Consider the following 24,513-nt stretch of genomic DNA (forward strand, 5'->3'; position numbering starts at 1 on the left):
AAATATAGTATAATAGGAGATAGTATAGGAGTTTTTGAGACTATGGAATTGATTCAGTATTATTATGAAAAACTAAAGCCACATTTGCATCGGCGAAATTTTGAGTTCGCTGCTGTGGGACTGATTGTCCTATGTGGCCTATTTGTCTTGCTGTTGAGCTTGCCAAGGATAGTAAAGACCAGCTATAACAATGATGCTATTGTCTATGAGGGTCAAGTGGTTCGCCAGAAAATGACTGGAAAAGGGAAGATGACCTTTGCTAATGGCGATGTTTACGAAGGAGAGTTTTCAAACGGAGCTTTTCAAGGTAAGGGGAAATTTACCGCTCAGTCTGGTTGGGTTTATGAAGGTGAATTTCTGAACGGTTTGGCACACGGAAAAGGTAAATTAACAGCTGAAAATGGTGTTGTTTATGAGGGAGAGTTTGAGAAAGGAGCCTACCAAGATGAGAATTAAATGGTTTTCGCTAATCCGAATCTTGGGAATGAGTTTGATCTTGCTCTACCATTTTAACTCTGGTTTTTTTAAGGGTGGTTTTCTAGGGGTAGATATTTTTCTAGTCTTTTCAGGCTTTCTCACAACCGCTCTCTTTTTAGATGAATATGGTCAGACAAAAAAGGTTGGACTAGTTAGTTTTTACAGACGAAGGCTCTACCGCATTCTACCCCCTCTTTTATTGATGATTGGGGTAGTGTTGCCCTTTACACTTTTAATACGCAGTGATTTCAGAGCAGGAATCGGCTCGCAAATTGCGGCTGCGATTGGTTTTGTTACTAACTATTTTGAAATCGCTCAAGGTGGCTCCTACGAGAACCAATTTGTTCCCCATCTTTTTGTCCATACCTGGACTTTAGCCATGGAAGTGCAACTGTATCTATTCTGGGGTGCTCTAACCTGGGGGATGAGCCGGTTGGCCAAGTCTAAGGAACAATTACGTGGCTTTCTTTTTGGCCTTGCCACCCTCCTTTTCTTAATCACCTTTGGACGATTGATCTGGAGCAGCTTTGGAGCCTATAATCTGTCAGCTATCTATTATGCGACAGGAAAGCATGGTTTCACCTTCTTCGCAGGAGCTATCTTAGCAACCTTTACGGGGATAGAGCAAACAACTATTTATTATAAACGGTTGAGTCAAGCCTTTGACTTGAAAAAATGGTATAGCGTGATAGCGGCAGCCTTGCTAGTTTTAACTATTTTGACCCTTGTGTTAAGTTTTGACAATCTTTGGACTTACTGGATTGGGTTTTTCCTAGCAACTCTAGCCACCTTAGCCTTAATCTTAGCATTTCGACTGTTGCATGATAAAACACCGACTCTTGAGGAGCCAGCTGTTCTTGGCTATTTATCAAACATCAGTTATGGCGTCTATCTCTTTCATTGGCCGTTTTTCATTATTTTTTCCGAGATGACCAATAAAGGATTGGCCATTGGCCTGACCTTGCTATTTTCAGTCATCTTTGCTAGTCTGTCTTTCTATATTTTAGAGCCTCTTTTATTGGGGAAACCCGTCAGTCTCATGGAGGTCGAGTTAGATTTGACCAGTGCTAAAAAGCCACTGGCTATTGTCGCCAGCCTCTTTGCCATCTTTACCCTAGGGCTCTCTCTCTTTGCCCCTCGCATTGGAGCTTTGGAAAAGGATCTGATGCTAAAGGGGTTGGAGCAAGCAGACTCCAAGATGGCCCAGACCCGCACTCTGGTGGATAACCAAGTGGCGTCCGACTATGGGGTTCGAGAAGGAACAGTGGTTATAGGGGATTCAGTTGCCTTAAGAGCTAGTGATGGTCTGTCCAATGCTATTAAGGATGCTACAGTTGAGGGCGAAGTCAGTCGAACATTGGAAGGGGCTTATGAATTCCTTCAAGATAGTATTGAAAATCGAACCCTGCCACAAAATATTGTCATTGCGGCAGGAACAAACCCTATTGACAACTATGAAGAAGTGCTCAACAATATTATTAAAACAGTCCCTCAAGGCCATCGCCTCATCTTGGTAACTCCTTACGACGGTCGTGTTGCTGGAAATCCCCAAGCCCTCCCTAATCTGACTAGAGATTATGAGTTGGAGTTGGCGCAAAAATATGATTGGGTCACTGTTGCCGACTGGTATAAGGTGGCGAGCAGTTCACCGCAAATTTGGCACTTTACGGATTATGTGCATTTTGGAAATGATGCAGATAGCATTAATGAAGGTCAAGAAATCTATGCTAAAACAGTTACCGATGCGCTTGCAAAAGCAAGTAAGCAAAATGTTCGCTTGACCATGAAAGAGCAGTAATCCATTTTTCATGATTCTCACTTAGGAATATGGGTAATCTATTATAGATTTTTCAAAGAGTATTAAAAAAGACCGTCACTGAACCTCACGGAACAATGGCGGTCTTACTATAGTTATAAAGGTTTTTTGTTAGGGATACCTGCTTTGCGCGGGTATTTTTTTGATGTTTCTTTTTTCTTAGTGACAATAGTAATGTTACGGGGATCACCGTTAGGCAACTGATAATCTGTACTTGAGGTCAATTGGCTAAAGAGTAGATTGAGAGCCTGCTTGGCGTCAGTATTTTCTTGGTCGGCAGAGCTAGCTTTGAGCGCAATCAGTTGGCCCTTGACCTTCAAAAAAGGGATGGTCAGCTCGCTTAGCACCTGCATCCGGGCAACCGCTCGAGCGGTTACTAAGTCAAATTGGGCGCGAAAGAGCGCATCATGGGCCAAGTCTTCAGCACGACCGTGGAAGAAACTGACATTAGTTAAACCTAGTTCTTCTGCTAGAGCATTGAGAAAGGTAATGCGTTTATTGAGGGAATCAATAATGGTCACACGAAGCTCTGGACAAAGAATTTTCATGGGAAGACTGGGAAAACCAGCTCCAGCACCGATGTCTAATAGTTGAACAGGTTCGTTCTTGATGAAACCTTGTAAAACAGGAGCCAGCGAATCGTAAAAGTGCTTGAGGTAGACCTCTTCCTTATCGGTAATGGCTGTTAGGTTCATTTTTTCATTCCAATTGACCAAGAGTTCAAAGTAAGTCTCAAACTGCTGTTTTTGTTGGTCTGTCAGGCTAAATCCTTGTTCTTCTAAAAGCTGGTAAAACATTTCAGTCGTCATAAGCTATCCTTTTCATGTAAACTATACCCATTTTATCATAAATTTAAGTATTTTTGATATAATAGAAGAAGTAAATGAATGGGATTGACCATTATGATTTCACAGCTTGGTTATCATCCTTTATTCCGTTACTGATCTTATTGATAAAAAAAGGAGAATGTCAGATAATGTTTATCATCTTTCTTATTATTGTCGTGGCCTTAGTGGCTTGGGGAATCGCTATGTATAACGGTCTTGTCCGCAGTCGTATGCATACAGAGGAAGCTTGGAGTCAAATCGACGTGCAATTGAAACGTCGTAATGATTTAATTCCTAACTTGATTGAAACGGTCAAGGGTTATGGAAAATATGAGCAAGAGACTTTAGAAAAAGTGATTCAATTGCGCAATAAGGTTGCTAGTGGGGCAACGCCTACTGAAAAGATGGCGGCAAGTGATGAATTGAGCCGTCAAGTAACAGGGCTTATGGCTGTTGCAGAAGCTTATCCTGATTTAAAAGCATCTGCCAACTATACTAAGCTCCAAGAAGAATTGACCAATACAGAAAATAAAATCGCTTATTCTCGTCAATTGTTCAACTCAACCACTGGTAACTACAATGCGAAATTACAAACGTTTCCAAGTAATATTTTTGCCAAATTCTTTGGCTTTCAACCAAGCATTTTCTTAGCAATTCCTGAAGAGGAAAAGGTGGTTCCAAAAGTTGATTTTGGCCCTAATGGATTAGGAGACTAATATGCTTTATGACCAAATTTCAACCAATAAACGTAGGACCATTGTCCTCTTACTCGCCTTTTTTAGCTTGCTCGCCTTGGTGGGTTATGGTGTAGGCTATCTGTGGTTGGAATCTGGTCCTGTTGGTACTGTTATGGCGCTCATTGTCGGAGCGGTTTATGCTCTGGCTATGATTTTTCAATCGACCAATGTGGTCATGTCCATGAATAATGCTAAGGAAGTGACCGCTGATCAAGCACCGGAACTGTACCATATTGTGGAGGATATGGCCCTGGTTGCCAATGTTCCCATGCCTCGTGTCTTTGTCATTGAGGAGGAGGCTTTAAATGCATTTGCGACAGGTTCCAAACCTGAAAATGCAGCAGTGGCAGCAACGACGGGACTATTGAGAGCGATGAATCGGGAAGAATTAGAAGCAGTCATGGGCCATGAAATCAGTCACATCCGAAATTATGACATTCGGATTTCAACCATAGCGGTGGCTCTTAGCTCAGCCATCACCATGTTGGCCTCGATGAGCCAACGAATGATGTGGTATGGTGGCGGTCGCAATAGACGCAATAACCGTGATAGTGGCGGCGATGGTTTTCAAGTCATCATTCTCGTTCTGTCCTTGCTTGCGGTTGTCTTAGCCCCCTTGGCCGCTACCTTAGTTCAATTAGCTATTTCACGGCAGCGGGAATACCTTGCAGATGCCTCTTCAGTAGAGTTAACCCGCAATCCCGAAGGAATGATCCGTGCTCTGCAAAAGTTAGATCAAAGCAAGCCCATGTCACGACCTGTAGATGATGCTAGTGCTGCTCTTTATATCAATGACCCGAAGAAAAAAGGTGGACTTCAAAAACTCTTTTACACTCATCCACCGATTGCGGATCGCATTGCACGTCTTCGCCAAATGTAAGAAGGAAGATAATGTTTCGATTATTAGATATCAAAAAAAATCCAGAGGGAATAAATTTCTCTGAAAAACTAGATCTCAAAGCTGATCTCCAAAGTCGCAATCCTGATATTCTGGATTTACAAGCCGTTGAGGTAACTGGCCAAGTCAAGTATGACAACAAGATGTACTTTTTGGATTATCTGTTGTCCTACCAAATGACCCTACCGTCAAGTCGCTCGATGGAACCAGTCTTGAGGACAGAGAGCTATCCTGTTTCAGAAATTTTTATGGAGGCAGCAGATTTAGAAAGTCTTGCCGGAGATGTTGAAGCGGATTTGATCTTGGTGGTTGAAGGAGACGAAATAGATCTGACTGAAAGTGTGGCTGATAATATTCTGCTTAGCATTCCTCTTAAAGTTTTAACCCCTTCTGAAGAAGCTGATAGCACCTATCCAGAAGGACAAGATTGGCAAGTGTTATCAGAAGAAGAGTATGCCATCAGCCAAGCTGAGAAAAAAGAAGCTAATTCACCATTTGCTGGTCTATCAGGCTTATTTGACCAAGAGTAGTAAAAGTTCAGAATATTTCAAAATCCTTGAAATAGGTCTTTTGAAAGTGTATAATAGAATAAATTTGGAATGAGGAGTATTATTTAATGACTAAAGCAAACTTTGGTGTAGTGGGGATGGCTGTTATGGGCCGTAACTTAGCCCTTAACGTGGAATCACGTGGCTACAAAGTCGCTATCTACAACCGTTCAAGTGACAAGACTGAGGATGTCGTAGCAAGTAATCCAGGTAAAAACCTTTTGCCAAGTTATGATGTGGAAAGCTTTGTCAACTCAATTGAAACTCCACGTCGTATTATGCTCATGGTTCAGGCTGGTAAAGGGACTGATGCCACCATTCAATCGCTTTTGCCATACCTTGACAAGGGTGATATCTTAATTGATGGTGGGAATACTTACTTTGAAGATACCATCCGTCGCTCAAAAGAATTGGCAGATTCAGGTATTAACTTTATCGGTACAGGGGTTTCTGGTGGTGAAAAAGGTGCTCTTGAAGGGCCATCCATCATGCCTGGTGGTCAAAAAGAAGCCTACGAACTCGTTGCAGACGTTTTGGAAGAAATTTCTGCTAAGGCTCCAGAAGACGGTGCACCATGTGTGACTTACATCGGTCCAGATGGTGCCGGTCACTACGTGAAAATGGTTCACAATGGTATCGAATACGGTGACATGCAGCTGATTGCTGAGTCTTATGACTTGATGAAAAACTTGCTCGGTTTATCGACAGCAGAAATGGCAGACGTTTTCACTGAGTGGAACCAAGGTGAACTGGACAGCTACCTGATCGAAATCACATCAGACATCTTGACACGTAAAGATGACGAAGGTCAAGATGGACCAATTGTGGATTACATTTTAGATGCTGCAGGTAACAAGGGGACAGGTAAGTGGACTAGCCAATCGTCACTTGACCTTGGTGTGCCATTGTCTCTCATTACAGAGTCTGTCTTTGCCCGTTACATCTCAACCTATAAGGATGAGCGTGTGGCAGCAAGCAAGGTCTTGTCAGCACCAGCTCCTTACCACTATGATGGGGATAAGGCAGAGTTGATCGAAAAAATCCGTCAAGCCCTTTATTTCTCAAAAATCATGTCTTATGCTCAAGGGTTTGCCCAATTGCGCGTAGCCTCTAAAGAATACAATTGGGATCTCCCATTTGGTGAAATTGCGTCTATCTGGCGTGCGGGTTGTATCATCCGTGCTCGCTTCTTGCAAAAAATTACCGATGCTTATGGACGTGATGCAGACCTTGCCAACTTGCTTCTTGATGAGTACTTCATGGATATTACGGCTAAATACCAACAAGCAGTTCGTGATGTTGTAGCTATTGCTGTTCAAGCAGGGGTTCCAGTGCCAACTTTCTCAAGTGCGATTTCCTACTTTGACAGCTACCGGGCAGCTGACCTTCCAGCTAACTTGATTCAAGCACAACGGGACTACTTCGGTGCTCACACTTATGAGCGTAAAGACAAAGAAGGCATCTTCCATTATTCATGGTATGATGAGAAATAGATTATGACGAAAAAAATCCTCATCGTTTCTAAGGAAAGGGGCTTGGCCCAGTTCACTTCGATGGAACTTCAAAAATTTGAATTTCTGGTAGACGTGGTCGATGATGGAACATCAGGGCTCACGCTTCTTGGAGAACGTGATTATGATCTCATTTTGGTGGACTTTGTCTTAACCGATATGACCAGTCAAGATTTTGCTGAGCAACTAAGTCTGTTTAAACCAGCTTCAGTGCTGATTGTGATAGCAGATCGTGAGGAGGCTGAAAACCATCAGGAAGTCATCGGTCAATACGCTGTGAGTTTAGCGATTAGGCCTTTGATCATGGAGGATTTGATTGACCAAATTCACCGGATTTTCAGAGGTCGGGAATTTATTGATCAACATTGTCAATTCATTCAAACAAGGACTAGTTTTAAGGATTTGCGGATTGATGCCGAAAATCACACGGTTTACCGTGGTGATGAGCAAATTTTGCTGACACGACGGGAATATGACCTCCTCGCAACACTGATGAGTAACGCCAAACCATTGACGAGAGAACAATTACTTGACCAGGTTTGGAAATACGAATCAGCGACAGAAACTAACGTGGTAGATGTTTATATTCGTTATTTAAGAAGCAAGATTGATCGACCAGGACAGCCATCGTATATCAAAACGGTTCGAGGGGTCGGCTATGCCATGCAAATGGTTTTATAAATAATGCAAGAGGGAGTGGGACAAAAATCGGTAACCGAATAGGTTCGATTTCCCCTCCCATTTTTATTTTTTAGGTTAGGGCTGAGAAGGTCTATCCCCAGACCTTCTCACTCCCACCCCCGCATAGCTCAAACAGTCAGAAAGTGACTGTTTGAGGTTGGAAATAGGGGAAACGGTGTTTCCCTCTTTTGTTCGCCCTGTAAAAGCTGATGAAATCAGCGAATTAGAGACCAATCAGCAGTGGCTCATTGGTGCTAAAGCATCTAATGACCTGTGCAGGGGTAACACTAAAACTGGCAAAGCCAGTGAGTGTTACTCCCAACCACTGCGTCTTGTTTAACTGATAATAAATTATTAGGAGGCTAGGACTTTTGTCCCAGCCTTTTCATGGTTTATGCTTAGCTAACCTAGAGGTGTGCTTGTCAGGATTGGTAGGAACACGGAATGTCAAAATAGGAAAACACAAGTGAGCTACCGTCCTACCTATAAGCTTATATAGTTAAGAACTATTATTCTAATGATTGTTTTTATGATAAAATGAAAAGACATTATTAAAGGAGGTTCTATGTCTAATCATCTCTTGGTTTTACAGTCGGATTTCGGGTTAGTGGATGGAGCTGTAGCTGCCATGGTCGGGGTTGCTTTGCAAGAGGATCCTACCTTGGTTGTTCATAATTTGACACATGACATCACACCTTATCACATCTTTGAAGCGTCTTATCGTCTGTTTCAAACGGTTGAATATTGGCCAGAAGGCACGACATTTGTATCAGTAGTGGATCCTGGAGTGGGGTCAAAACGCAAGAGTGTTGTAGCCCTTACTGAGAAAAATCAATTCATTGTGACGCCAGATAATGGTACGCTTAGTTATTTGAAAAAATTCGTGGGAATTAAAGCTGTTCGCGAAATTTCTGAAGTTGAAAATCGTCGCAAAAATACGGAACATTCCTATACCTTCCATGGGCGAGATGTTTATGCTTATACGGGTGCTAAGTTAGCCAGTGGGCATATTCGTTTTGAGGACGTCGGTCCAGAATTGTCAGTAGAGCATATTGTTGAGATCCCAACGGTTGAGACAGTTGTGACGGACCGTTCGGTTAAAGGTGCTATTGACATTTTGGATGTTCGTTTTGGATCTTTGTGGACCTCGATTAACAGGTCGGAATTTTACCATTTGAACCCAGAATTTGGCGATCGCTTTGAAGTTACTATTTATAACAATGACATGTTGGTCTACCAAAACCAAATTACGTATGGTAAGTCCTTTGCAGATGTTCGTATCGGTCAGCCAGTTATCTATATCAATTCGGTCTACTGCGTAGGGGTTGCCATTAACCAAGGGTCCTTTGCCAAAGCTTATAACGTTTCTGTCGGAGCTAACTGGCAGATTGAATTTAAAAAAATTTAGGAGTTTATTATGAAAGATATACCTATAAAAACCGTCGTTGCCATTGGGATTGGAGCAGCTCTCTTCTTCTTGATTGGCCGTTTTATCAGCATTCCAACAGGGATTCCAAACACTAACATTCAATTACAGTATGCGGTTCTGGCCTTGTTTGCGGTCCTCTATGGTCCTGTAGCAGGTTTTCTGATTGCCTTTTTGGGAGCAACCCTTATTGATTTTACTGCCTACGGCAGTCCTTGGTGGTCATGGATTTTCGCAGCAGGAATCTTTGGACTTATTCTGGGTCTTGTTGGAAAAAGGCTGCGAATTGAATCCGGTATTTATACTCGAAAAGATATTGTCTTGACTATTGCCGGAACTTTGGGAGGTGTGGTCATCGCTTGGGGGATTTTAGCGCCGATCGGTGATATTATCATCTACTCCGAACCAGCTTCTAAGGTCTTTACGCAAGGTTTGGTTGCAGGTATTGCTAATGCCGTGACAGTTGCTGTCGCAGGAACGATACTTCTAGCCATTTATGCTAAGACACGTGTCAAATCAGGGTCTTTAACGAAGGATTAATCATGAAACAGATAAAAGAATGCTGAAAAGGATACCAAGAGGTTTTCTTTCTCAGCCTTCTTTTTTATAAGCAAAATAGTTTTAGAATCCTCGAAAAGTGTTTATAATAAAAAAGATGAAAAGTTTCATTTTCATACAATAAAGCCTGCCTGCAACAGGCAAAAAGGAGACAAAAATGTCAGATATTCGTGTATTACTTTACTACAAGTATGTTCCTATTGAAAACGCCGAGGCTTACACACAAGAGCACTTAGAATTTTGCAAATCGATCGGTCTTAAAGGGCGGATCTTAATTGCTGATGAGGGCATTAACGGAACCGTTTCAGGAGACTACGAAACTACTCAAAAATATATGGACTGGGTTCACAGTGATGAGCGCTTCGCAGACCTCTGGTTTAAAATTGACGAGGAAAATCAGAATGCCTTTAAGAAAATGCATGTGCGTTACAAAAAAGAGATCGTTCACCTCGGCTTAGAAGATAACAATTTTGATACAGACATCAACCCGCTTGAACTGACTGGTGAATACCTTAGTCCAAAGCAATTTAAAGAAGCACTTCTCGATGAGGACACAGTTGTTCTAGACACGCGTAACGACTACGAATACGATCTCGGACATTTCCGTGGCTCTATCCGTCCGGATATTCGTAACTTCCGCGAGCTTCCACAATGGGTACGTGATAACAAGGAAAAATTCATGGACAAACGTGTAGTTGTCTACTGTACAGGTGGTGTTCGCTGTGAGAAATTCTCTGGCTGGATGGTTCGTGAAGGCTACAAAAATGTTGGCCAATTACACGGTGGTATCGCCACTTACGGTAAAGATCCAGAAGTTCAAGGTGAACTTTGGGATGGTAAGATGTATGTCTTTGATGAACGTATTGCAGTTGACATCAACCATGTTGACCCAACAGTTGTCGGAAAAGACTGGTTTGACGGAACGCCTTGCGAGCGCTATGTCAATTGTGGCAATCCATTTTGTAACCGCCGTATGCTAACGTCTGAAGAAAATGAGCATAAGTACCTCCGCGGGTGTTCCGCAGAGTGCCGTGCTCATGAGAAAAACCGTTATGTGGCAGAACATAACCTTTCGCGTGAAGAGGTTGTGGTACGTCTAGCTGAAATTGGTGAAACCTTACCAGAAGCTGTTATGCAAGCATAACCTATTGTAAGAATGAAAGCTCAGCTGTTGCTGAGCTTTTATTTCTCCTATCGACAATGAAAAGATTGACCAGTTTCATCTATTTTCTCTTTTCTCGGCCTAGGCTTTCCTCAAAAATTACGGTATAATAAGAGAAAACGGTGAAAGAAAAGGAATTCCTCATGAATGAACCGATAAAACAGAGTGATCAGGTCAATCGTCAGATTAGCATGCACCAACAGATTATGACAGAGATGGTTTATCTATTAATTCTCATACTATTAGGATCAGTAATTATCAAAATGTTTATCTATGATTGGGACTTGATCTCTTACGTGACTGAGTTGATTTGCTTAGGAGTAGCCATACTTTATAGCCTTGTTCGGCATATCCGCTTGGGTGTCAATATAGCAGTGGAAAAAACAGGTGGTTGGAAGGTCGCTCTCTTTTCCAGTGTTTTGCTGACAGGCGTTTTTGCCATCTTTCAGTATCAAGCTAAGGAGAGGCAGTATGTCAATCCTTGGGACACCACTTTTCTAACCGTTGTTGGGGTCTTTTTCCTAGTAGTGCTATTGGTGCAGCTTGTCCTTCAATTGCTTATCTATTATAGAAAGCGTCAGAAAAAGGCTGCTCTAGAAGCCCAGTATAAGCAAGTAGAAGAGACATTAAACAAAACTGTAGACTAGAATGGAGATACTTTAATTGGCTTGGGGCAAAAATGTCTCAAGCTTTTTTGGGGTGTTCGTTTTAGGACCTATCATAGCAGTCAGTATTTGAAAGGTTAAAAGTTAGGCAGAAAGCTGTCCTAGCTAGCCCTAAATCAGGCCGTGGGGTGTTAAAAAAGTCATAGATTTTGCTAGCGTCTGTTGTAGCTCAATAGGGAGCGTAAAAGGCTATTTCAATTTAGGAGCTACCAACACTCTCTTAGAGTGTTGAGAACGTAGACAAACCCTAGTTTTTCTGTCAACAGGACATTACAAAGTTCTAGCAAGGTTTTAAAGAGATGATCTTTTGCGAGCTAAGCGAGCAATTATCGAAACTTTCCGCTGTGATAAAAGTGCCTGAAACGCAATAGTTTCAGGCACTCGGAAGTTTGGAGACCTTAGGCTCAAAACTTAGGTTTGGAATCCCGAAGGGAGTCGCTACCGTCCGTTATCACCTAAGGAAAGTTTCAAAAGAGACTTTGTCTTCAATCTTAATACTCTCTTAGAGTGTTTCCTTTCCTTCTTTTTCTTAAAAAGTGCTTGCCTTTAGGAATTCCCCATGGTAGAATAGGGCATTCTTGAAAAATCTTTTAAGGGGCAATGAAATGGCTTAGAATAATGAGGCAGAAGGAGGAACAGGTATGATTTTGACAGCTTTTGATTCGGAGAAAAAGGCGATTATTAATCCAGAAGACTTGAACCCGAAAATAGAGGATTTTCCAAAGGTCGTGGTGTCTTGTTTTGCGAGAGAGACCTTCAGGAGATTGGTTACTGATTTTTCGGGACAGGAATTGACGCGAACTGCGATTGCGAATCAGGAAATTCCGATTTATGTTGCAGATGTCAATGGTCAGAAGATTGGATTATTTAATGCTGTCGTTGGAGCGCCTGCCTGTGTCGCTATTTTAGAAGATTTGGCGGCTATGGGTATGGAGACCTTGGTTCTTTTTGGGACGTGTGGTGTTTTGGAGGAAAGTATTAAGGAAACGTCGATTATTGTACCAACCATGGCGATTCGTGACGAAGGGACGTCTTTTCATTATGCTCCCCTGTCAGATGAAATCCTTGTCAACCAACACACACAAGAGCAATTTTTAGCCTTTCTCAAAGAAAAAGGCATTAGCTATACTACCGGAAAGGTCTGGACGACAGATGGTATTTACCGAGAAACGATTGGAAAACTGAATCATTGTAAAGACTTAGGAGCTATCTGTGTTGATATGGAGGCTTCAGCTGTCGCTGCCTGGGCTGATTTTCGCCAGATCAATGTCTGCCATTTCTTTTATGCGGCAGACCATTTATCGGAAGAAGCTTGGAATCCGAGAAGCCTGTCCAACACGGCAGACCTTGATGAAAAGGATAAGATTGCAGCCTTAGCAGTAGAATTAGCCTTAACCTTTGCGGAGGAAACTTGAAATGCAGAAGCTTTTAGATGACATTCTAGCATGGGTAAAAACAAGAGAGCGTTCAGTCATTCGGATTTGTGGACATGGTGGCTCAGGCAAATCGACCTTAGCGACAGACCTGTATCAGTCGCTACCTCAAGGCCAGGCTAATCTACTAGGGACAGATCCCTATGTTATTTTAGGGAAATACAGTCAAGATGCTTTGTTATCTTATGACATTGATGGGCAAACGGTTCAACATGCTATTACAGCATGCCATCCCTTGCGGCACGAGCTATCCAGCTTGAAGCGTGATTTGCAGATGTTGGCTTCTGGTATGGATATTTTAACTATTGAAACACCTTGGCAGGCGCAAGAACGTATAGTAGCAAATCGCCCGGTGACCATTGTGGAAGGCATGTCGGCAACCTTTTTAGAGGCGGAACTCTTTGATTTATCCATTTTTTTAACGACAAATGCTGATACCGAATTGAATCGACGCCTTGCAAGAGACACTAGCCTTCGAGGGAGAGAGAAGCATTTTGTGGAGCAAACGCATGTTCATAGGCGAAAACAATACGACCTCTATATGGCTCCTTTAGCTAAAGATTTTGATGTCGTTGTCACTCAAAATGGAAATGAGTTAGCGGTCACAAAGAGTCTCTGGTAAGCTAAAATCTATGGCGGGTTATAGGAAATAGGAAGGCAAAAAAGGCTGACATTTCAGCCTTTTTAGTTTACAATAAGAGGGATGAAGAAAAAGATAATCGAATTTAAAAATCTAACCTTTCAATATGATGCTCAGGCAGAACCGACCCTTAACCAATTAGACATGACGATTTATGAGGGGGAAAAAGTCTTGATTGCAGGCCCTTCTGGTTCAGGTAAGTCTACCATTGGGCAATTATTAAATGGTATCATTCCCCATATTTATAAGGGAGAATTGTCAGGAGAATTATTGTTAGCTGGGAAACCTGCCTTTGAATCGTCTATTTATGATAGATCTCAGATCGTTTCAACCGTTTTGCAAGATACAGATGGGCAGTTCATCGGTCTATCCGTAGCAGAAGATATGGCATTTGCTCTAGAAAATGACCAGGTGCCTCAGAACGACATGCAGAAGCAAATTGCTAAGTGGGCGCAGCAACTAGAACTCAGCGATTTATTAGACCGTCGACCTCAGGACTTATCAGGTGGTCAAAAACAGCGGGTCAGTTTGGCAGGGGTTCTGATTGATGAAAGCCCGATTCTTCTTTTTGATGAGCCTTTAGCCAACCTTGATCCGCAGGCTGGTCGAGACACGATCGCGTTGATTCAACGACTACAGGAGTCAACCAAGGCAACTACTCTAATCATAGAACACCGCTTAGAGGAAGTTTTAGCCCTCCAGTTAGATAGGGTTATCTTGATTGATGATGGGAAGATTGTGTTTAATGGTGCGCCCCAGTCTCTACTGGCGACGACTTTGCTGACAGAGCATGGTATCCGAGAGCCTCTTTATCTCTCTGTTTTGCGAGACTTAGGCTATGACCTAACTAGTGATAAGCCTCTGGATCAGTTATCTGAGCTAGATTTAGCTAACATCTCTGTCCCGCCTTTGCCTCAGAGCACCGTTCCTCAAAACAATAGCAAAGAACCACTTCTTAGTGTGAGACATCTTACCTTCGGCTATACTAAGCAACCGATTCTCAAAGGGATTACCTTAGATTTACACGCAGGAGAGCGTCTGGCTATCGTCGGCAAAAATGGAGCTGGAAAATCGACCTTAGCCAAGGTCCTGTGCCAGTTTGTGGAGGCAGAGGGTGAATTTCTCTGGGAAGGTCAGTCCATCGCAGGCGATTCCATCAAGGAGCGGGCAGAGCGCATCGGCTATGTGCTTCAAAATCCTAACCAGATGATCAGCCAAACCATGATTTATGATGAAGTAGCGCTAGGATTACGCTTAAGAGGAATCGAGGAAGTAGAAGTTGAGAAGCGCGTGCATAATGTTTTAAAGGTTTGTGGTCTTTATCCTATGCGAAAATGGCCCATCTCAGCCTTGTCCTATGGCCAAAAAAAACGGGTCACCATCGCTTCCATCATGGTTTTAGGAGTTAAAGTCCTTTTACTTGATGAGCCTACTGCTGGGCAAGATCAGGCTCATTATACAGAAATGATGCGATTTTTGGACCAATTAGCTCAAATGGGTCACACCATTGTCATGATTACCCATGACATGCAGTTGATGTTGGAACACAGCGACCGCTGTGTGGTTTTGGTTGATGGTCAAATCAAGACAGATCAGTCGCCAGTTGAGGTCCTTTCTGATTTAGACCTCGTTGAGCAGGCTCATCTACGGGAAACCAGTATCTTTACCCTAGCTCAGCGCTTAGGTGTTGATCCGATAGGTCTCACTTATTTTTACAAAGAAAGGAATCAGTCGCATGGCCTCTAACTCCAAAGTTCTTGGTTATCAGCCGGGGCAAAGTTTTATTCATCAGTTGTCAGGCGTTAGTAAACTGATTTTCTTTATTCTTGTGTCAGTTTCAGTGATGTCGACCTATGACACTCGTCTGATACTAGCGGTATCTCTTGGGAGCTTGCTTCTCTTTCAATCTTCAGGGATTAAATGGCGACAGGTTCGCTTTGTCCTAGTTTTTATCGGTATTTTTTTGGTTCTTAATTTAGTGACCATTTACCTCTTTAGTCCAGAATACGGGGTAGGGATTTATGACAGTCGAACCGTGATAGCTCAAGGATGGGGACGCTTTACAGTGACTGCTGAACAACTGTTCTACCTCTTTAATGTTTTCATCAAATACCTATCCACTGTCCCCTTAGCGATTCTCTTCTTAATGACCACACACCCTAGCCAATTCGCCTCAAGCTTAAACCAGATCGGTGTGTCCTATAAAATTGCTTACGCAGTAAGCTTGGCCTTGCGTTATGTGCCAGATTTACAGGAAGAATATGGCATGATTAAAAAAAGTCAAGAGGCTAGAGGCCTAGAACTATCTAAGAAAGCAAGTCTCGTTCAGCGTATTAAGGGAAATCTTCAAATCGTGCTTCCTCTGATTTTTAGCTCCCTAAATAGGATTGAAACCATTTCGACAGCCATGGAATTGCGTAGATTTGGACAACACCAAAAAAGAACATGGTACAGTTACCAACCCCTGAGGAGAAGCGATTATCTGACAATTGGTCTTGGAGTAACTATCGTATGCCTTACCTTTCTGCTATTTTTTACCAATAGTGGACGCTTCTATAATCCTTTTTAATAGAGAAAATGGCTGAGACGCGAGTCCAGCTTTTTTGGTTGGGTATGTTAAAGCATCTGGTCTTCCATTAATGGTGTTCATTTTACGAAGACGTATGTTAACCGTTTGTGACGAAAAGACGACCGTTTATGAATGTTATAACCATAAAGTTCCGAAAATGTTAAACTAATGATAGATTTTAAGACAAATGCTTTGATATTTAAATGATTTATATTATAATTTAAATATTCAGAATATTTCGTCTTAACTAATGTAACAGAAAGGAGAGACGATATGTTTGATTGGGAAAAAATTTTCGGAGCATTAAAAGGACGTAAGCCTTAAAGCTTATGCCTTCGAGGAGAAGACATGAATATTAGAGACTATATTGGGTTTATTGCGCTTTTCTCTCAAATCTTACTTTACTTATTAGTCTATTTAAGAATTAGAGGAGAAAAGTTTTCAAGAACATTTTTAATTCAATTTTTTGTGATTGAATTAATTAGAATGATGACACTCGGTGCAGCCTCTAATGCATTCGTCATTTTAGAATTATTCTTTATTGGGAAGAATCATTTTAAAAAAACAGAAAAGGATAAACAGTTATTTTATGCTTTATATACTTACAATTATTGTTTTATTTTTACGAATTTCATAGATCTTTTTATAGAGGAGTTTGTTTCATCATCACTTTTCAGTGAATTTTACACAACTTTTTGGCTCTTATCAATACTCTTCTCTTATCTTATTCATGAATTTTTATTTCATAAGCTAAAACTTGATACCAGTTATTTAAAAGATGAAGATGATTTTGTAACTGAGAAAATTATAGGACCTTTGAATAAAACGTTAATAAGTTCTGTAGTTGTTTTAGTAGGAATACAGTTTTTTGAAATTTTTTTCCATAGAGAAGCTGTTTCACACTACACCAAATCCTTGATTTTTGCCTACATCTTCCTCATTATTAGTGTGCTGATTCTCTTAAACAATAAACTCATCGCTTACAAGGAAGAAATCATGCGTCGGGAGAAGGAGGCACAGTATGAGCGTTTGAACCTCTACACGCGTCAGGTCGAGCAGATGTATCAGACGGTCCGTGGCTTCAAGCATGACTATAAGAACATGTTGATTTCCCTAGAAGAAAGTATTCGGACGGGAAATATCGATGAGGTTCGATTTTTATTTCATGAAATCCTAATTCGGGCAAATGTTGCCCTGTCAGAAGGCGAAAATATTGATGACCTGTCTTATCTGGAGAACCCAGCTCTCAAGAGCCTTTTATATCATAAGTTGGTGGAAGCAACGCGTGATGGGGTTGAAGTCGTAATTGAAATCAAGCAGGAAATCCGTGACGTGAAAATGGATTTGCTGGATTTTGTTCGCCTGCTCTCAGTCCTCTTAGACAATGCTATCGAGGCTTCTAAGATGGCAACCAGACCTCGGTTAACCTTAGCCATTGTTCAAGACAAGGGGCGCCATATTGTTTATGTCAGTAATTCAAAGGCAGAGGGTTTGGTTCCAATCCATCGCATTTACCAAAAGGATTATTCAACCAAAGGGAGTGATCGTGGCACAGGGCTCTTTAACGTTCAGGAAATCGTTGAGAGGTTTAGCCATGTGATGCTAGAAACCGAACAGACAGAAGATACTTTCACGCAAATAGTCTATATAGGAGGTTAGGGTGAATATTTACATTTTAGAAGATGAGCTTTACCACCAAACACGCCTTCAGGAAGTGTTGGGAGTGATTGCGAAGCAATTGGGAGAGCCTATGACCATTCAAATGGTAACGGGAAAGCCAGATGAGTTACTGGATAGCATCACAACTTTTGGGCGGGAACAGCTGTATTTCTTAGACATCGAGTTAAAAGGTCAAGAAAAGAAAGGCCTTGAAGTTGCTCAAAAGATTCGGGAGAAAGATGATCAAGCGACCATTGTCTTTGTCACAACGCATTCAGAGTTTGCGGCCATCACTTACCGTTACAAGGTCGCCGCCCTTGATTTTGTGGATAAAGAAAGAGAGACGACCGCCTTTACCAAGGATATCTTATCGAGCATTCAATTTGTGTTAGAACGTAATGAAAGCATGGATTCTGAAGACGTTTTTGAAATCCAAACGCAACAGCGCCATATTCGTGTACCTTTTCAGGAGATTTATTACATTGAAACCAGTCAGACGGCTCATAAATTAATCCTTTGGACAGATCGTCAACGGATTGAGTTTTATGAGAGTATGAAGGAGATAGAGGCGATGGAACCAAGGTTTTTCAGAGCTCATAAGGCTTTTCTGATTAATCCTAATAAGGTTAAAGAAATCAATCGCCAAGAGAATATTGTTTATTTTAGCAATGGGATGGAGTGCCTGATTTCAAGACGCAAAGTAAAGAGTTTGGAAGATTTGATAAAACAGAAAAAATAGACCCTTTAGGATCTATTCAGATTGAAGACAAAGTCTCTTTTGAAACTTTCCTTAGGAGATAACGGACGGTAGCGACTCCCTCCGGGATTCCAAACCTAAGTTTTGAGCCTAAGGTCTCAAAAATTCCGAGAGGCTGAAACGCAATAGTTTCAGCTTCTTTTATTACAGCGGAAAATTTCCGTTTTTTTGTTCACTAAAAACCTTTATTTAAAATCATTATCACAGAAAACTGCCTATTAAGAGGGTAAAAAAGATGAAGATGAGTGCGAGGTATACCTTATAACCTAGGGGATGGCGAGGGTTAAGACCGATGCCGGAACGTCCTATATGAACATGAAAAAGAGGCTCAGAAGGGCTAAGGTCATCTCGATAGGTATAACAGATATAAGCGCAAAAAATAATCAATAGAATCAGAAGGCTTCGAACAAAGAAATGACGACTGGCCGTTGGAGTGATGAAGGCAAAACCAAATAGGAAAAGGGTCGTGATGGCAACAGCTGTCATCAGCCAGTTAAACTGTTTTTTATTCATGATTCCCTCTAGTTTAATATTATAATATACTTATACCTAGTTTAAAGGATTGCCATTGTCCTGTCAAGTCTTGGTATCGCTCGCTAGAACTATGGTATACTAATGATATGATGAAAGAAACGATAACGCTTGATTTAGCAGATTTTCCAAGCAAAATTCAACCATTTTTGAAAAACACCCAGATCTTTGATAGCAGTTCTCATTCTGGGGCTCAGGTTTTCTACCTTGATAAGGGATTTTATTTAAAAGTGGCTCCAAAAGGGTGCTTGGCTCAGGAAGCTGAGCTTGGTCAGTGGTTTTGGGAGAAGGGACTGGGTGTTGAACTGGTGACCTATCTGACAGAAGATCGGGATTATTTAGTGACGAAGGCAGCTGATGGTCAAGATGCTACGCACTTTCTGGCAAATCCGCGAAAACTGTGTCAGGTATTAGCCAGCATTTTAACGCACTTGCATGCGATGACTCCAGATGACTTTCCGAGGGAAAACCGCTTAGCAGACTATAAAGACTTAGTCGCATTGAACTACCAAACGGGTGCCTTTCACGAATCTGCTTTGTTACCGAGGTTTGGCCTGAAAACGCGTCAAGAAGCCTATGATTATGTTCAAGCTTATAAGGATACCTTAACAGAAGACTGCTTGATCCATGGGGATTTTTGCTTGCCGAACATCATTTTGAAGAAGGACTATCAGTTTGATGTCCTGATTGACTTTGATTCGGCTGGCTGGGGCGACCGTCATATTGACCTTTTTTGGGCCATTTGGTCTTTGAATTACAATCTGGGAACAGATGCCTATGGAGACTATTTTTTAGACTGCTATGGGCGAGACAAGGTTGACCTAGAACGCTTAAAATTAATTGCCGCCTTTGAGGCATTTGGCTAGAGGATAGAGGACTTTATGAAAATTACAAGAATCGAAAAGAAAAAACGGCTCTACCTCTTAGAGTTGGATGAATCAGAAAAACTCTATGTGACAGAGGACACTATTGTTCGCTTTATGTTGTCAAAAGATAAGGTGATTAGTCCAGAAGAGTTGAGTGAGATTAAGGATTTCGCTCAGTTTTCCTACGGGAAAAACCTAGCCCTTTATCAGCTGTCTTTTAAACAACGCACAACGCGTGAGGTCAGGGATTATTTGGCCAAGCACGAGATTGAAGAGAAGATTATCAACCGCGTCATCAAAAATCTTCAGACGGATGGTTGGCTGGATGATGCAAAATTTGTAGTTACCATTATCGAGCACAATCAGCTCTCAGGAGATAAGGGAGGATATGTTCTCAAGCAAAAACTCCTTCAAAAGGGCATTGTGGCAAGCACCATTGACGAAGCCTTGGCGGAGGCGGATTTTTCAGAAGTCTGTCAGCGCGTGGCTGACAAACTGGCTCGAAAATACGAGGGTAAATTGCCAACTAAGGGTCTTAAGGATAAATTAATCCAAAGCTTGACCAGCAAGGGCTTTTCCTATAGCGAAGTCAATCAAGCTATTCATAATCTGGACCTTGAAAAAGATGAGGAAAGTGAGCAGGACCTCATTTTCCGAGAATTGGACAAGCAATACTCCAAATATAGCCGCAAATATGAAGGTTATGAGCTCAAACAACGTTTGACTCAGGCCTTAGCCCGCAAGGGTTTCGAGTTTTCGGATATTTCTTCGGCTTTAAGGGACTATTTATAATCTTTTGTATCAAAATCGTGAAATTTTAGTCAAAATATGGTAGACTATTTGAGTAAAAACTTAAAATTGTAGAAAGTTGGTAAGCCATGAAACTACCAAAAGAAGGCGACTTTATTACAATTCAAAGTTATAAGCATGATGGGAGCTTGCACAGAACTTGGCGAGATACCATGGTACTCAAAACAACAGAAAATGCTCTTATTGGCGTCAACAACCACACTTTAGTGACGGAAAATGATGGCAGACGCTGGGTGACTAGGGAACCCGCAATTGTATACTTTCATACTAAATATTGGTTCAATATCATTGCTATGATTCGTGATACAGGGACGTCTTACTACTGTAATCTGGCCAGTCCCTATCTTATGGATAGTGAAGCTCTTAAGTATATTGACTACGACCTAGATGTCAAAGTCTTTACCAATGGGGAGAAGCGTCTTCTTGATGTGGAGGAATATGAACGCCATAAGCGAGAGATGAGCTATCCAAAAGAGATTGACTATATCTTGAAGGAGCATGTCAAGATATTGGTAGACTGGATTAACCAAGGCAAGGGCCCGTTTTCAGAAGCCTATGTCAACATCTGGTACAAACGATACCTTGAACTGAAAAATCGTTAAAGTCGCATAAAAGAATCCCTCGCTGGTTGACCAGTGGGGGTCTCTTTTCAATCGGTTAAGTCAAGAAGATGAAAGGAAGAAAAGATGAGTGATGTCCAAGCCTTTATCGATAAGATATTTGAAGCGCAATACCAAAAGCAGTTTGGCCCAGACAAGACCCTATCGGAACAAGCAGACACCGTCACTCTGACCCGAGAGGTTGCGGGTGAACTGGTCGCTGTCCTCCAAGCACGAATTAGTCTAGCGAACGCCCACATCACGGCCTTGGTGGTTGATCCTAGTCAACAAGGGCAGGGCCTGGGCAGAGACTTGCTGGGCGAATTTGAAGAGCTGGCTAAGGATAGAGGAATTACCAGTATAACCCTATCGACCAAATCCTATCAGGCTGAAGGTTTTTATAAAGCATTAGGCTATCAGGTATACGGTGAGCTTCAGGATGTCCCTCAAAAAGGCATCATAAAATACCATTTGGTTAAATACTTGAGCTAGGGGTTGGGTTTATCAGCTAAAGCACTAGGCATCATTGCCAGCAATCAAAAGATAGAAGATGCGCCAATGGTACTAATCGCTTCCTTAAAGTTGCAATTTCGTTTTATTTGGAGTACAATCACTAATATCAAGGTAAAGGAGGGCACACGATGGCATTTTCAAATACAAGAGGGCGTTATGCCAGTTTTGGCATTGTCACAGCCCTGCCTGGAGAGACAATAGACCTTTTCTGGGAAATCATTGACAACAAGCTCAAGGGTGTACTGCCTCTGAAGCCTGTCCTCAAGTTTCGACTAAGCAACCGCAAAGGCAAGCTGTCCATTACCTTCACTCAGGACCAGTGCCCGTTAAGGATTACCTTTGATTACGAACAAGCCTTTGATCCTTTTTTCCCACATACGGTATATGTGGTTGATAAGGATGGCAGAGAAACAGTCACGTTACCAGAAGAAGCCCACATGATTTGACCTTGAGCCCTTGGTTCAGGTTTTTTTTGAAAAGATCTATGACAAATCATAGGCTTTTTAGTATAATATAGAAAGCAAAAAGGAGATTTCATGCAGAACTCTATTGATTTAAACCAACCAGTAGCAGAGCTGATCAAAGCGCATCCTGAGTTGTTAGACCTTTTGGTAGAACTGGGCTTTAAACCATTAGCGAATCCCGTCATGCGCAATACCGTTGGCAAGGTCACTAGTCTAAAGGCAGGCTCTAAGATGACAGGCATTTCACTGGAGCAAATCATCTCTGCCCTTGAGAACAATGGCTACGATGTGATAGGAGCTGACTATGAGCAATGAACGAATTGAGGTTCTAAAGACTATCTTACTGGATTTGCATCATGGGGCCTCGCCCGAGTCCGTCCAGGCCAGGTTTGAGGAGCATTTCACGGGCGTATCGGCCATTGAGATTAGCCTGATGGAGCAAGAGCTCATCTCAGCCGAGACGGGCATCACCTTTGAAGATGTGATGCAACTTTGCGATGTCCATGCCAATCTGTTTAAGAACGCTGTGCAGGATGTCGAGGTGGCTGACGCTGATAAGCCCGGTCACCCAGTCAGAATCTTTCGGGATGAGAACTTGGCCTTGCGAGCTGCCCTGCTTAGAATTCGTAGGCTCTTGAACCGTTTAGCAGAAGCGCCAGAGGAGGATGCTACAGCTATCCGTCAGGGCTTGACCCGTCAGATGAACTTGCTAGGCCAGTTCGAGCGCCACTACCAAAGGAAGGAAGAACTCTTCTTTCCAGTCATGGAGAAATATGGCCACACGGCACCGCCTAAGGTCATGTGGGGCGTCGACGATCAGATCAGGGAACTCTTTCAGACGGCCAGTCAAGCCATCGCTTCCTTGCCTGAAACCGATCTGTCCGAAGCCAGCAAGGCCTTTGAAGCCTTTGCGGCTGAGTTTGAATCCATGATCTTCAAGGAAGAGTCGATCTTAATCATGCTCCTTCTAGAAGCGTTGACGCAGGACGACTGGATACAGATTGCAAGCGAAAGCGATGCTTATGGTTATGCTATTATTATCCCACATGAGAAATGGGTGCCTGAGCGGGTTGACTTTGACGCGTCAGCCGGTACTGAGCCCGATCCAGCAGATCCCAACACCCGTGTCATCGAGACGCCAGATGGTCAGGTGACCATCACCTTCACGCCAAAAGAAAGGGCGCAGACCTCGGTTGATCGGGAGACGCCACAGGCTTTCGGGCTCGGCCATTTATCCGTCGATCAAGCGAACCTAATCCTCAACCATCTGCCCTTAGAGATCACCTTTGTCAATAAGGATGATATTTTCCAATACTACAATGACAGTGTGCCGGCCGAGGAGATGATCTTTAAGCGCACACCGAGTCAGGTTGGGCGTCATGTGGAGCTCTGCCATCCGCCTAAGTTCTTGCCCAAGGTCAAGGCGATTTTCAGCCAGTTACGATCGGGCGAGCGGGATAAGTTTGAGATGTGGTTCAAGTCTGAGAGCCGAGGCAAGTTTGTCCATGTGACCTATGCGGCGGTTCGGAATGCGGCTGGTGAGTTTGAGGGAGTCCTCGAGTATGTTCAGGACATTCAGCCCTTCTTTGAGCTAGAAAGCGATTCGCATCGCGATTTGGAAAAACCGGAGGGGAAATGAGTTACGAACAGGAATTTTTAAGCGATTTTGAAAATTGGGTTCAAACCCAGCTGACCATCAATGAGATGGCCATGGCGGAAAGCCGACGAGTGCTGGAGGAAGAGGGGGATGAACGGGCAGCAGATGCCTACATCCGCTACGAGAGCAAATTAGATGCTTATCGCTTTATCCAAACCAAATTTGATAACTACAAGGCTGGGAAAGCCTTTCACGACTTGCCAGACGGCTTGTTTGGCGAGCGTTATTATTAAGTCGAAAAAAATGAAGTCATAAAAAGGAGAATAGAAAAATGGCAAAGAAAAAAGGAAACCGTAAAAAACAATTGCGCAAGCAACTAGCAGATTTGAGACGTGCTGGTCAAAACCTAGTGGACACAGGCGTGCAAAGGGTCCAACAAGCGACTGAAAAAGTAGCGGAGACTGCTAGCCAAGTAGCAGAAACAGTGACAGACCGTGTCCAAGAAACAGCTGAAGCTGTGGTGGAAAAAGTCGAAGAGCTCAAGGAACAAAAGGCAACTAAAGCCTTTGATAAGTTTGTGGCAGAGTTGGATGGTGTGCCAACAGCTCGTCTCGAAACCTTCTATGCCGAAGGTATCAGCTCTCTCAAGGACTTTGCCAACTGGACCGAAAAAGAACTCTTGGCGCTTAAAGGCATCGGTCCAGCGACCATTAAACAATTGAAAGACTTAGGTGCAACCTTTAAAGGGTAAGTCTGCTCTAGTTATCTC

General features: G+C 42.5%; 29 protein-coding genes. 27 read left to right on the top strand and 2 right to left on the bottom strand.

Features of this window, described 5'->3' with window-relative positions; genetic code table 11:
• The first annotated feature begins 42 nt into the window (after positions 1 to 42).
• The gene (locus tag ACVRYP_RS06755) at positions 43 to 456 is read left to right on the top strand and encodes an MORN repeat-containing protein (protein WP_447467977.1); all 414 of its coding nucleotides are present in this window, start codon (positions 43 to 45) and stop codon (positions 454 to 456) included.
• Complete coding sequence (locus ACVRYP_RS06760) at positions 446 to 2,275, top strand: acyltransferase family protein (RefSeq protein WP_447467978.1); 1,830 nt, start codon at positions 446 to 448, stop codon at positions 2,273 to 2,275. The genes ACVRYP_RS06755 and ACVRYP_RS06760 overlap by 11 nt, the downstream gene beginning before the upstream one ends.
• Before the next feature lie 113 nt (positions 2,276 to 2,388).
• On the opposite strand, the gene rsmG is transcribed toward ACVRYP_RS06760, so the two are convergent.
• Complete coding sequence (rsmG, locus tag ACVRYP_RS06765; RefSeq protein ID WP_447467979.1) at positions 2,389 to 3,102, bottom strand: 16S rRNA (guanine(527)-N(7))-methyltransferase RsmG; 714 nt, start codon at positions 3,100 to 3,102, stop codon at positions 2,389 to 2,391.
• Between the two features lie 167 nt (positions 3,103 to 3,269).
• On the opposite strand from rsmG, the gene ACVRYP_RS06770 reads away from it, so the two are divergent.
• From ACVRYP_RS06770 to ACVRYP_RS06845, 16 genes are all read left to right on the top strand, one after another.
• Entirely contained in the window at positions 3,270 to 3,836 is a 567-nt protein-coding gene (locus ACVRYP_RS06770) for a LemA family protein (protein WP_447467980.1), read from the top strand.
• Position 3,837: 1 nt separating this feature from the next.
• A complete protein-coding gene (htpX, locus tag ACVRYP_RS06775) occupies positions 3,838 to 4,737 on the top strand; it encodes a zinc metalloprotease HtpX (protein WP_447467981.1) in 900 nt (299 codons plus the stop codon).
• 11 nt (positions 4,738 to 4,748) lie between these two features.
• Positions 4,749 to 5,285 carry a YceD family protein gene (locus tag ACVRYP_RS06780; protein WP_447467982.1) on the top strand — a complete coding sequence of 179 codons (537 nt, stop codon included), beginning with the start codon at positions 4,749 to 4,751 and terminating at the stop codon, positions 5,283 to 5,285.
• Positions 5,286 to 5,371: 86 nt separating this feature from the next.
• The gene (gene gnd, locus ACVRYP_RS06785; protein ID WP_447467983.1) at positions 5,372 to 6,796 is read left to right on the top strand and encodes an NADP-dependent phosphogluconate dehydrogenase; all 1,425 of its coding nucleotides are present in this window, start codon (positions 5,372 to 5,374) and stop codon (positions 6,794 to 6,796) included.
• Between the two features lie 3 nt (positions 6,797 to 6,799).
• The gene (locus tag ACVRYP_RS06790) at positions 6,800 to 7,495 is read left to right on the top strand and encodes a response regulator transcription factor (RefSeq protein WP_447467984.1); all 696 of its coding nucleotides are present in this window, start codon (positions 6,800 to 6,802) and stop codon (positions 7,493 to 7,495) included.
• Positions 7,496 to 7,670: 175 nt separating this feature from the next.
• Positions 7,671 to 7,835, top strand: coding sequence for a hypothetical protein (locus ACVRYP_RS06795; RefSeq protein WP_447467985.1), 165 nt, complete (start codon positions 7,671 to 7,673; stop codon positions 7,833 to 7,835).
• 225 nt (positions 7,836 to 8,060) lie between these two features.
• A complete protein-coding gene (locus ACVRYP_RS06800; protein WP_447467986.1) occupies positions 8,061 to 8,903 on the top strand; it encodes an SAM hydrolase/SAM-dependent halogenase family protein in 843 nt (280 codons plus the stop codon).
• A 9-nt stretch (positions 8,904 to 8,912) separates the two neighbouring features.
• Positions 8,913 to 9,461 (top strand): ECF-type riboflavin transporter substrate-binding protein, encoded by a 549-nt coding sequence (locus tag ACVRYP_RS06805; RefSeq protein ID WP_447467987.1) that lies wholly within the window; start codon positions 8,913 to 8,915, stop codon positions 9,459 to 9,461.
• A 175-nt stretch (positions 9,462 to 9,636) separates the two neighbouring features.
• Positions 9,637 to 10,623: an oxygen-dependent tRNA uridine(34) hydroxylase TrhO gene (gene trhO / locus ACVRYP_RS06810; RefSeq protein WP_447467988.1), complete on the top strand. Its 987-nt coding sequence runs from the start codon at positions 9,637 to 9,639 to the stop codon at positions 10,621 to 10,623.
• Between the two features lie 161 nt (positions 10,624 to 10,784).
• A complete protein-coding gene (locus ACVRYP_RS06815; RefSeq protein ID WP_447467989.1) occupies positions 10,785 to 11,288 on the top strand; it encodes a DUF6773 family protein in 504 nt (167 codons plus the stop codon).
• 659 nt (positions 11,289 to 11,947) lie between these two features.
• Positions 11,948 to 12,721, top strand: a complete 774-nt coding sequence (locus ACVRYP_RS06820; protein ID WP_447467990.1) for a nucleoside phosphorylase — start codon at positions 11,948 to 11,950, stop codon at positions 12,719 to 12,721.
• Position 12,722: 1 nt separating this feature from the next.
• Positions 12,723 to 13,361 carry a uridine kinase family protein gene (locus ACVRYP_RS06825; RefSeq protein WP_447467991.1) on the top strand — a complete coding sequence of 213 codons (639 nt, stop codon included), beginning with the start codon at positions 12,723 to 12,725 and terminating at the stop codon, positions 13,359 to 13,361.
• An 81-nt stretch (positions 13,362 to 13,442) separates the two neighbouring features.
• Complete coding sequence (locus ACVRYP_RS06830; RefSeq protein ID WP_447467992.1) at positions 13,443 to 15,125, top strand: ABC transporter ATP-binding protein; 1,683 nt, start codon at positions 13,443 to 13,445, stop codon at positions 15,123 to 15,125.
• Entirely contained in the window at positions 15,115 to 15,948 is an 834-nt protein-coding gene (locus ACVRYP_RS06835; RefSeq protein WP_447467993.1) for an energy-coupling factor transporter transmembrane component T family protein, read from the top strand. Before ACVRYP_RS06830 ends, ACVRYP_RS06835 begins: the two co-directional genes overlap by 11 nt.
• An 816-nt stretch (positions 15,949 to 16,764) precedes the next feature.
• Entirely contained in the window at positions 16,765 to 17,607 is an 843-nt protein-coding gene (locus tag ACVRYP_RS06840; protein WP_447467994.1) for a sensor histidine kinase, read from the top strand.
• 1 nt (position 17,608) lies between these two features.
• Entirely contained in the window at positions 17,609 to 18,346 is a 738-nt protein-coding gene (locus ACVRYP_RS06845; protein ID WP_447467995.1) for a LytR/AlgR family response regulator transcription factor, read from the top strand.
• Between the two features lie 219 nt (positions 18,347 to 18,565).
• On the opposite strand, the gene ACVRYP_RS06850 is transcribed toward ACVRYP_RS06845, so the two are convergent.
• Positions 18,566 to 18,877, bottom strand: a complete 312-nt coding sequence (locus ACVRYP_RS06850; RefSeq protein WP_447467996.1) for a hypothetical protein — start codon at positions 18,875 to 18,877, stop codon at positions 18,566 to 18,568.
• Between the two features lie 107 nt (positions 18,878 to 18,984).
• Here ACVRYP_RS06850 and ACVRYP_RS06855 point away from each other — a divergent pair, with 107 nt between their 5' ends.
• From ACVRYP_RS06855 to ACVRYP_RS06895, 9 genes are all read left to right on the top strand, one after another.
• On the top strand, positions 18,985 to 19,761 hold the full coding sequence (locus tag ACVRYP_RS06855) for an aminoglycoside 3'-phosphotransferase (protein WP_447467997.1): 777 nt from the start codon (positions 18,985 to 18,987) through the stop codon (positions 19,759 to 19,761).
• A 15-nt stretch (positions 19,762 to 19,776) separates the two neighbouring features.
• Positions 19,777 to 20,553 carry a recombination regulator RecX gene (gene recX, locus ACVRYP_RS06860; RefSeq protein WP_447467998.1) on the top strand — a complete coding sequence of 259 codons (777 nt, stop codon included), beginning with the start codon at positions 19,777 to 19,779 and terminating at the stop codon, positions 20,551 to 20,553.
• A gap of 86 nt (positions 20,554 to 20,639) precedes the next feature.
• Positions 20,640 to 21,173: a nucleoside tri-diphosphate phosphatase gene (gene ntdP, locus ACVRYP_RS06865; protein ID WP_447467999.1), complete on the top strand. Its 534-nt coding sequence runs from the start codon at positions 20,640 to 20,642 to the stop codon at positions 21,171 to 21,173.
• Positions 21,174 to 21,257: 84 nt separating this feature from the next.
• Positions 21,258 to 21,662 carry a GNAT family N-acetyltransferase gene (locus ACVRYP_RS06870; protein ID WP_447468000.1) on the top strand — a complete coding sequence of 135 codons (405 nt, stop codon included), beginning with the start codon at positions 21,258 to 21,260 and terminating at the stop codon, positions 21,660 to 21,662.
• A gap of 149 nt (positions 21,663 to 21,811) precedes the next feature.
• Positions 21,812 to 22,129 (top strand): DUF960 domain-containing protein, encoded by a 318-nt coding sequence (locus tag ACVRYP_RS06875; protein WP_447468001.1) that lies wholly within the window; start codon positions 21,812 to 21,814, stop codon positions 22,127 to 22,129.
• Between the two features lie 90 nt (positions 22,130 to 22,219).
• Positions 22,220 to 22,462, top strand: coding sequence for a DUF1858 domain-containing protein (locus tag ACVRYP_RS06880; RefSeq protein ID WP_447468002.1), 243 nt, complete (start codon positions 22,220 to 22,222; stop codon positions 22,460 to 22,462).
• A complete protein-coding gene (locus ACVRYP_RS06885; protein WP_447468003.1) occupies positions 22,452 to 23,786 on the top strand; it encodes a DUF438 domain-containing protein in 1,335 nt (444 codons plus the stop codon). Before ACVRYP_RS06880 ends, ACVRYP_RS06885 begins: the two co-directional genes overlap by 11 nt.
• Positions 23,783 to 24,037: a DUF1912 family protein gene (locus ACVRYP_RS06890; protein ID WP_447468004.1), complete on the top strand. Its 255-nt coding sequence runs from the start codon at positions 23,783 to 23,785 to the stop codon at positions 24,035 to 24,037. The genes ACVRYP_RS06885 and ACVRYP_RS06890 overlap by 4 nt, the downstream gene beginning before the upstream one ends.
• A gap of 38 nt (positions 24,038 to 24,075) precedes the next feature.
• Complete coding sequence (locus ACVRYP_RS06895) at positions 24,076 to 24,495, top strand: helix-hairpin-helix domain-containing protein (RefSeq protein ID WP_447468005.1); 420 nt, start codon at positions 24,076 to 24,078, stop codon at positions 24,493 to 24,495.
• Positions 24,496 to 24,513 lie beyond the last annotated feature (18 nt).

Source organism: Streptococcus rifensis (assembly GCF_053203525.1).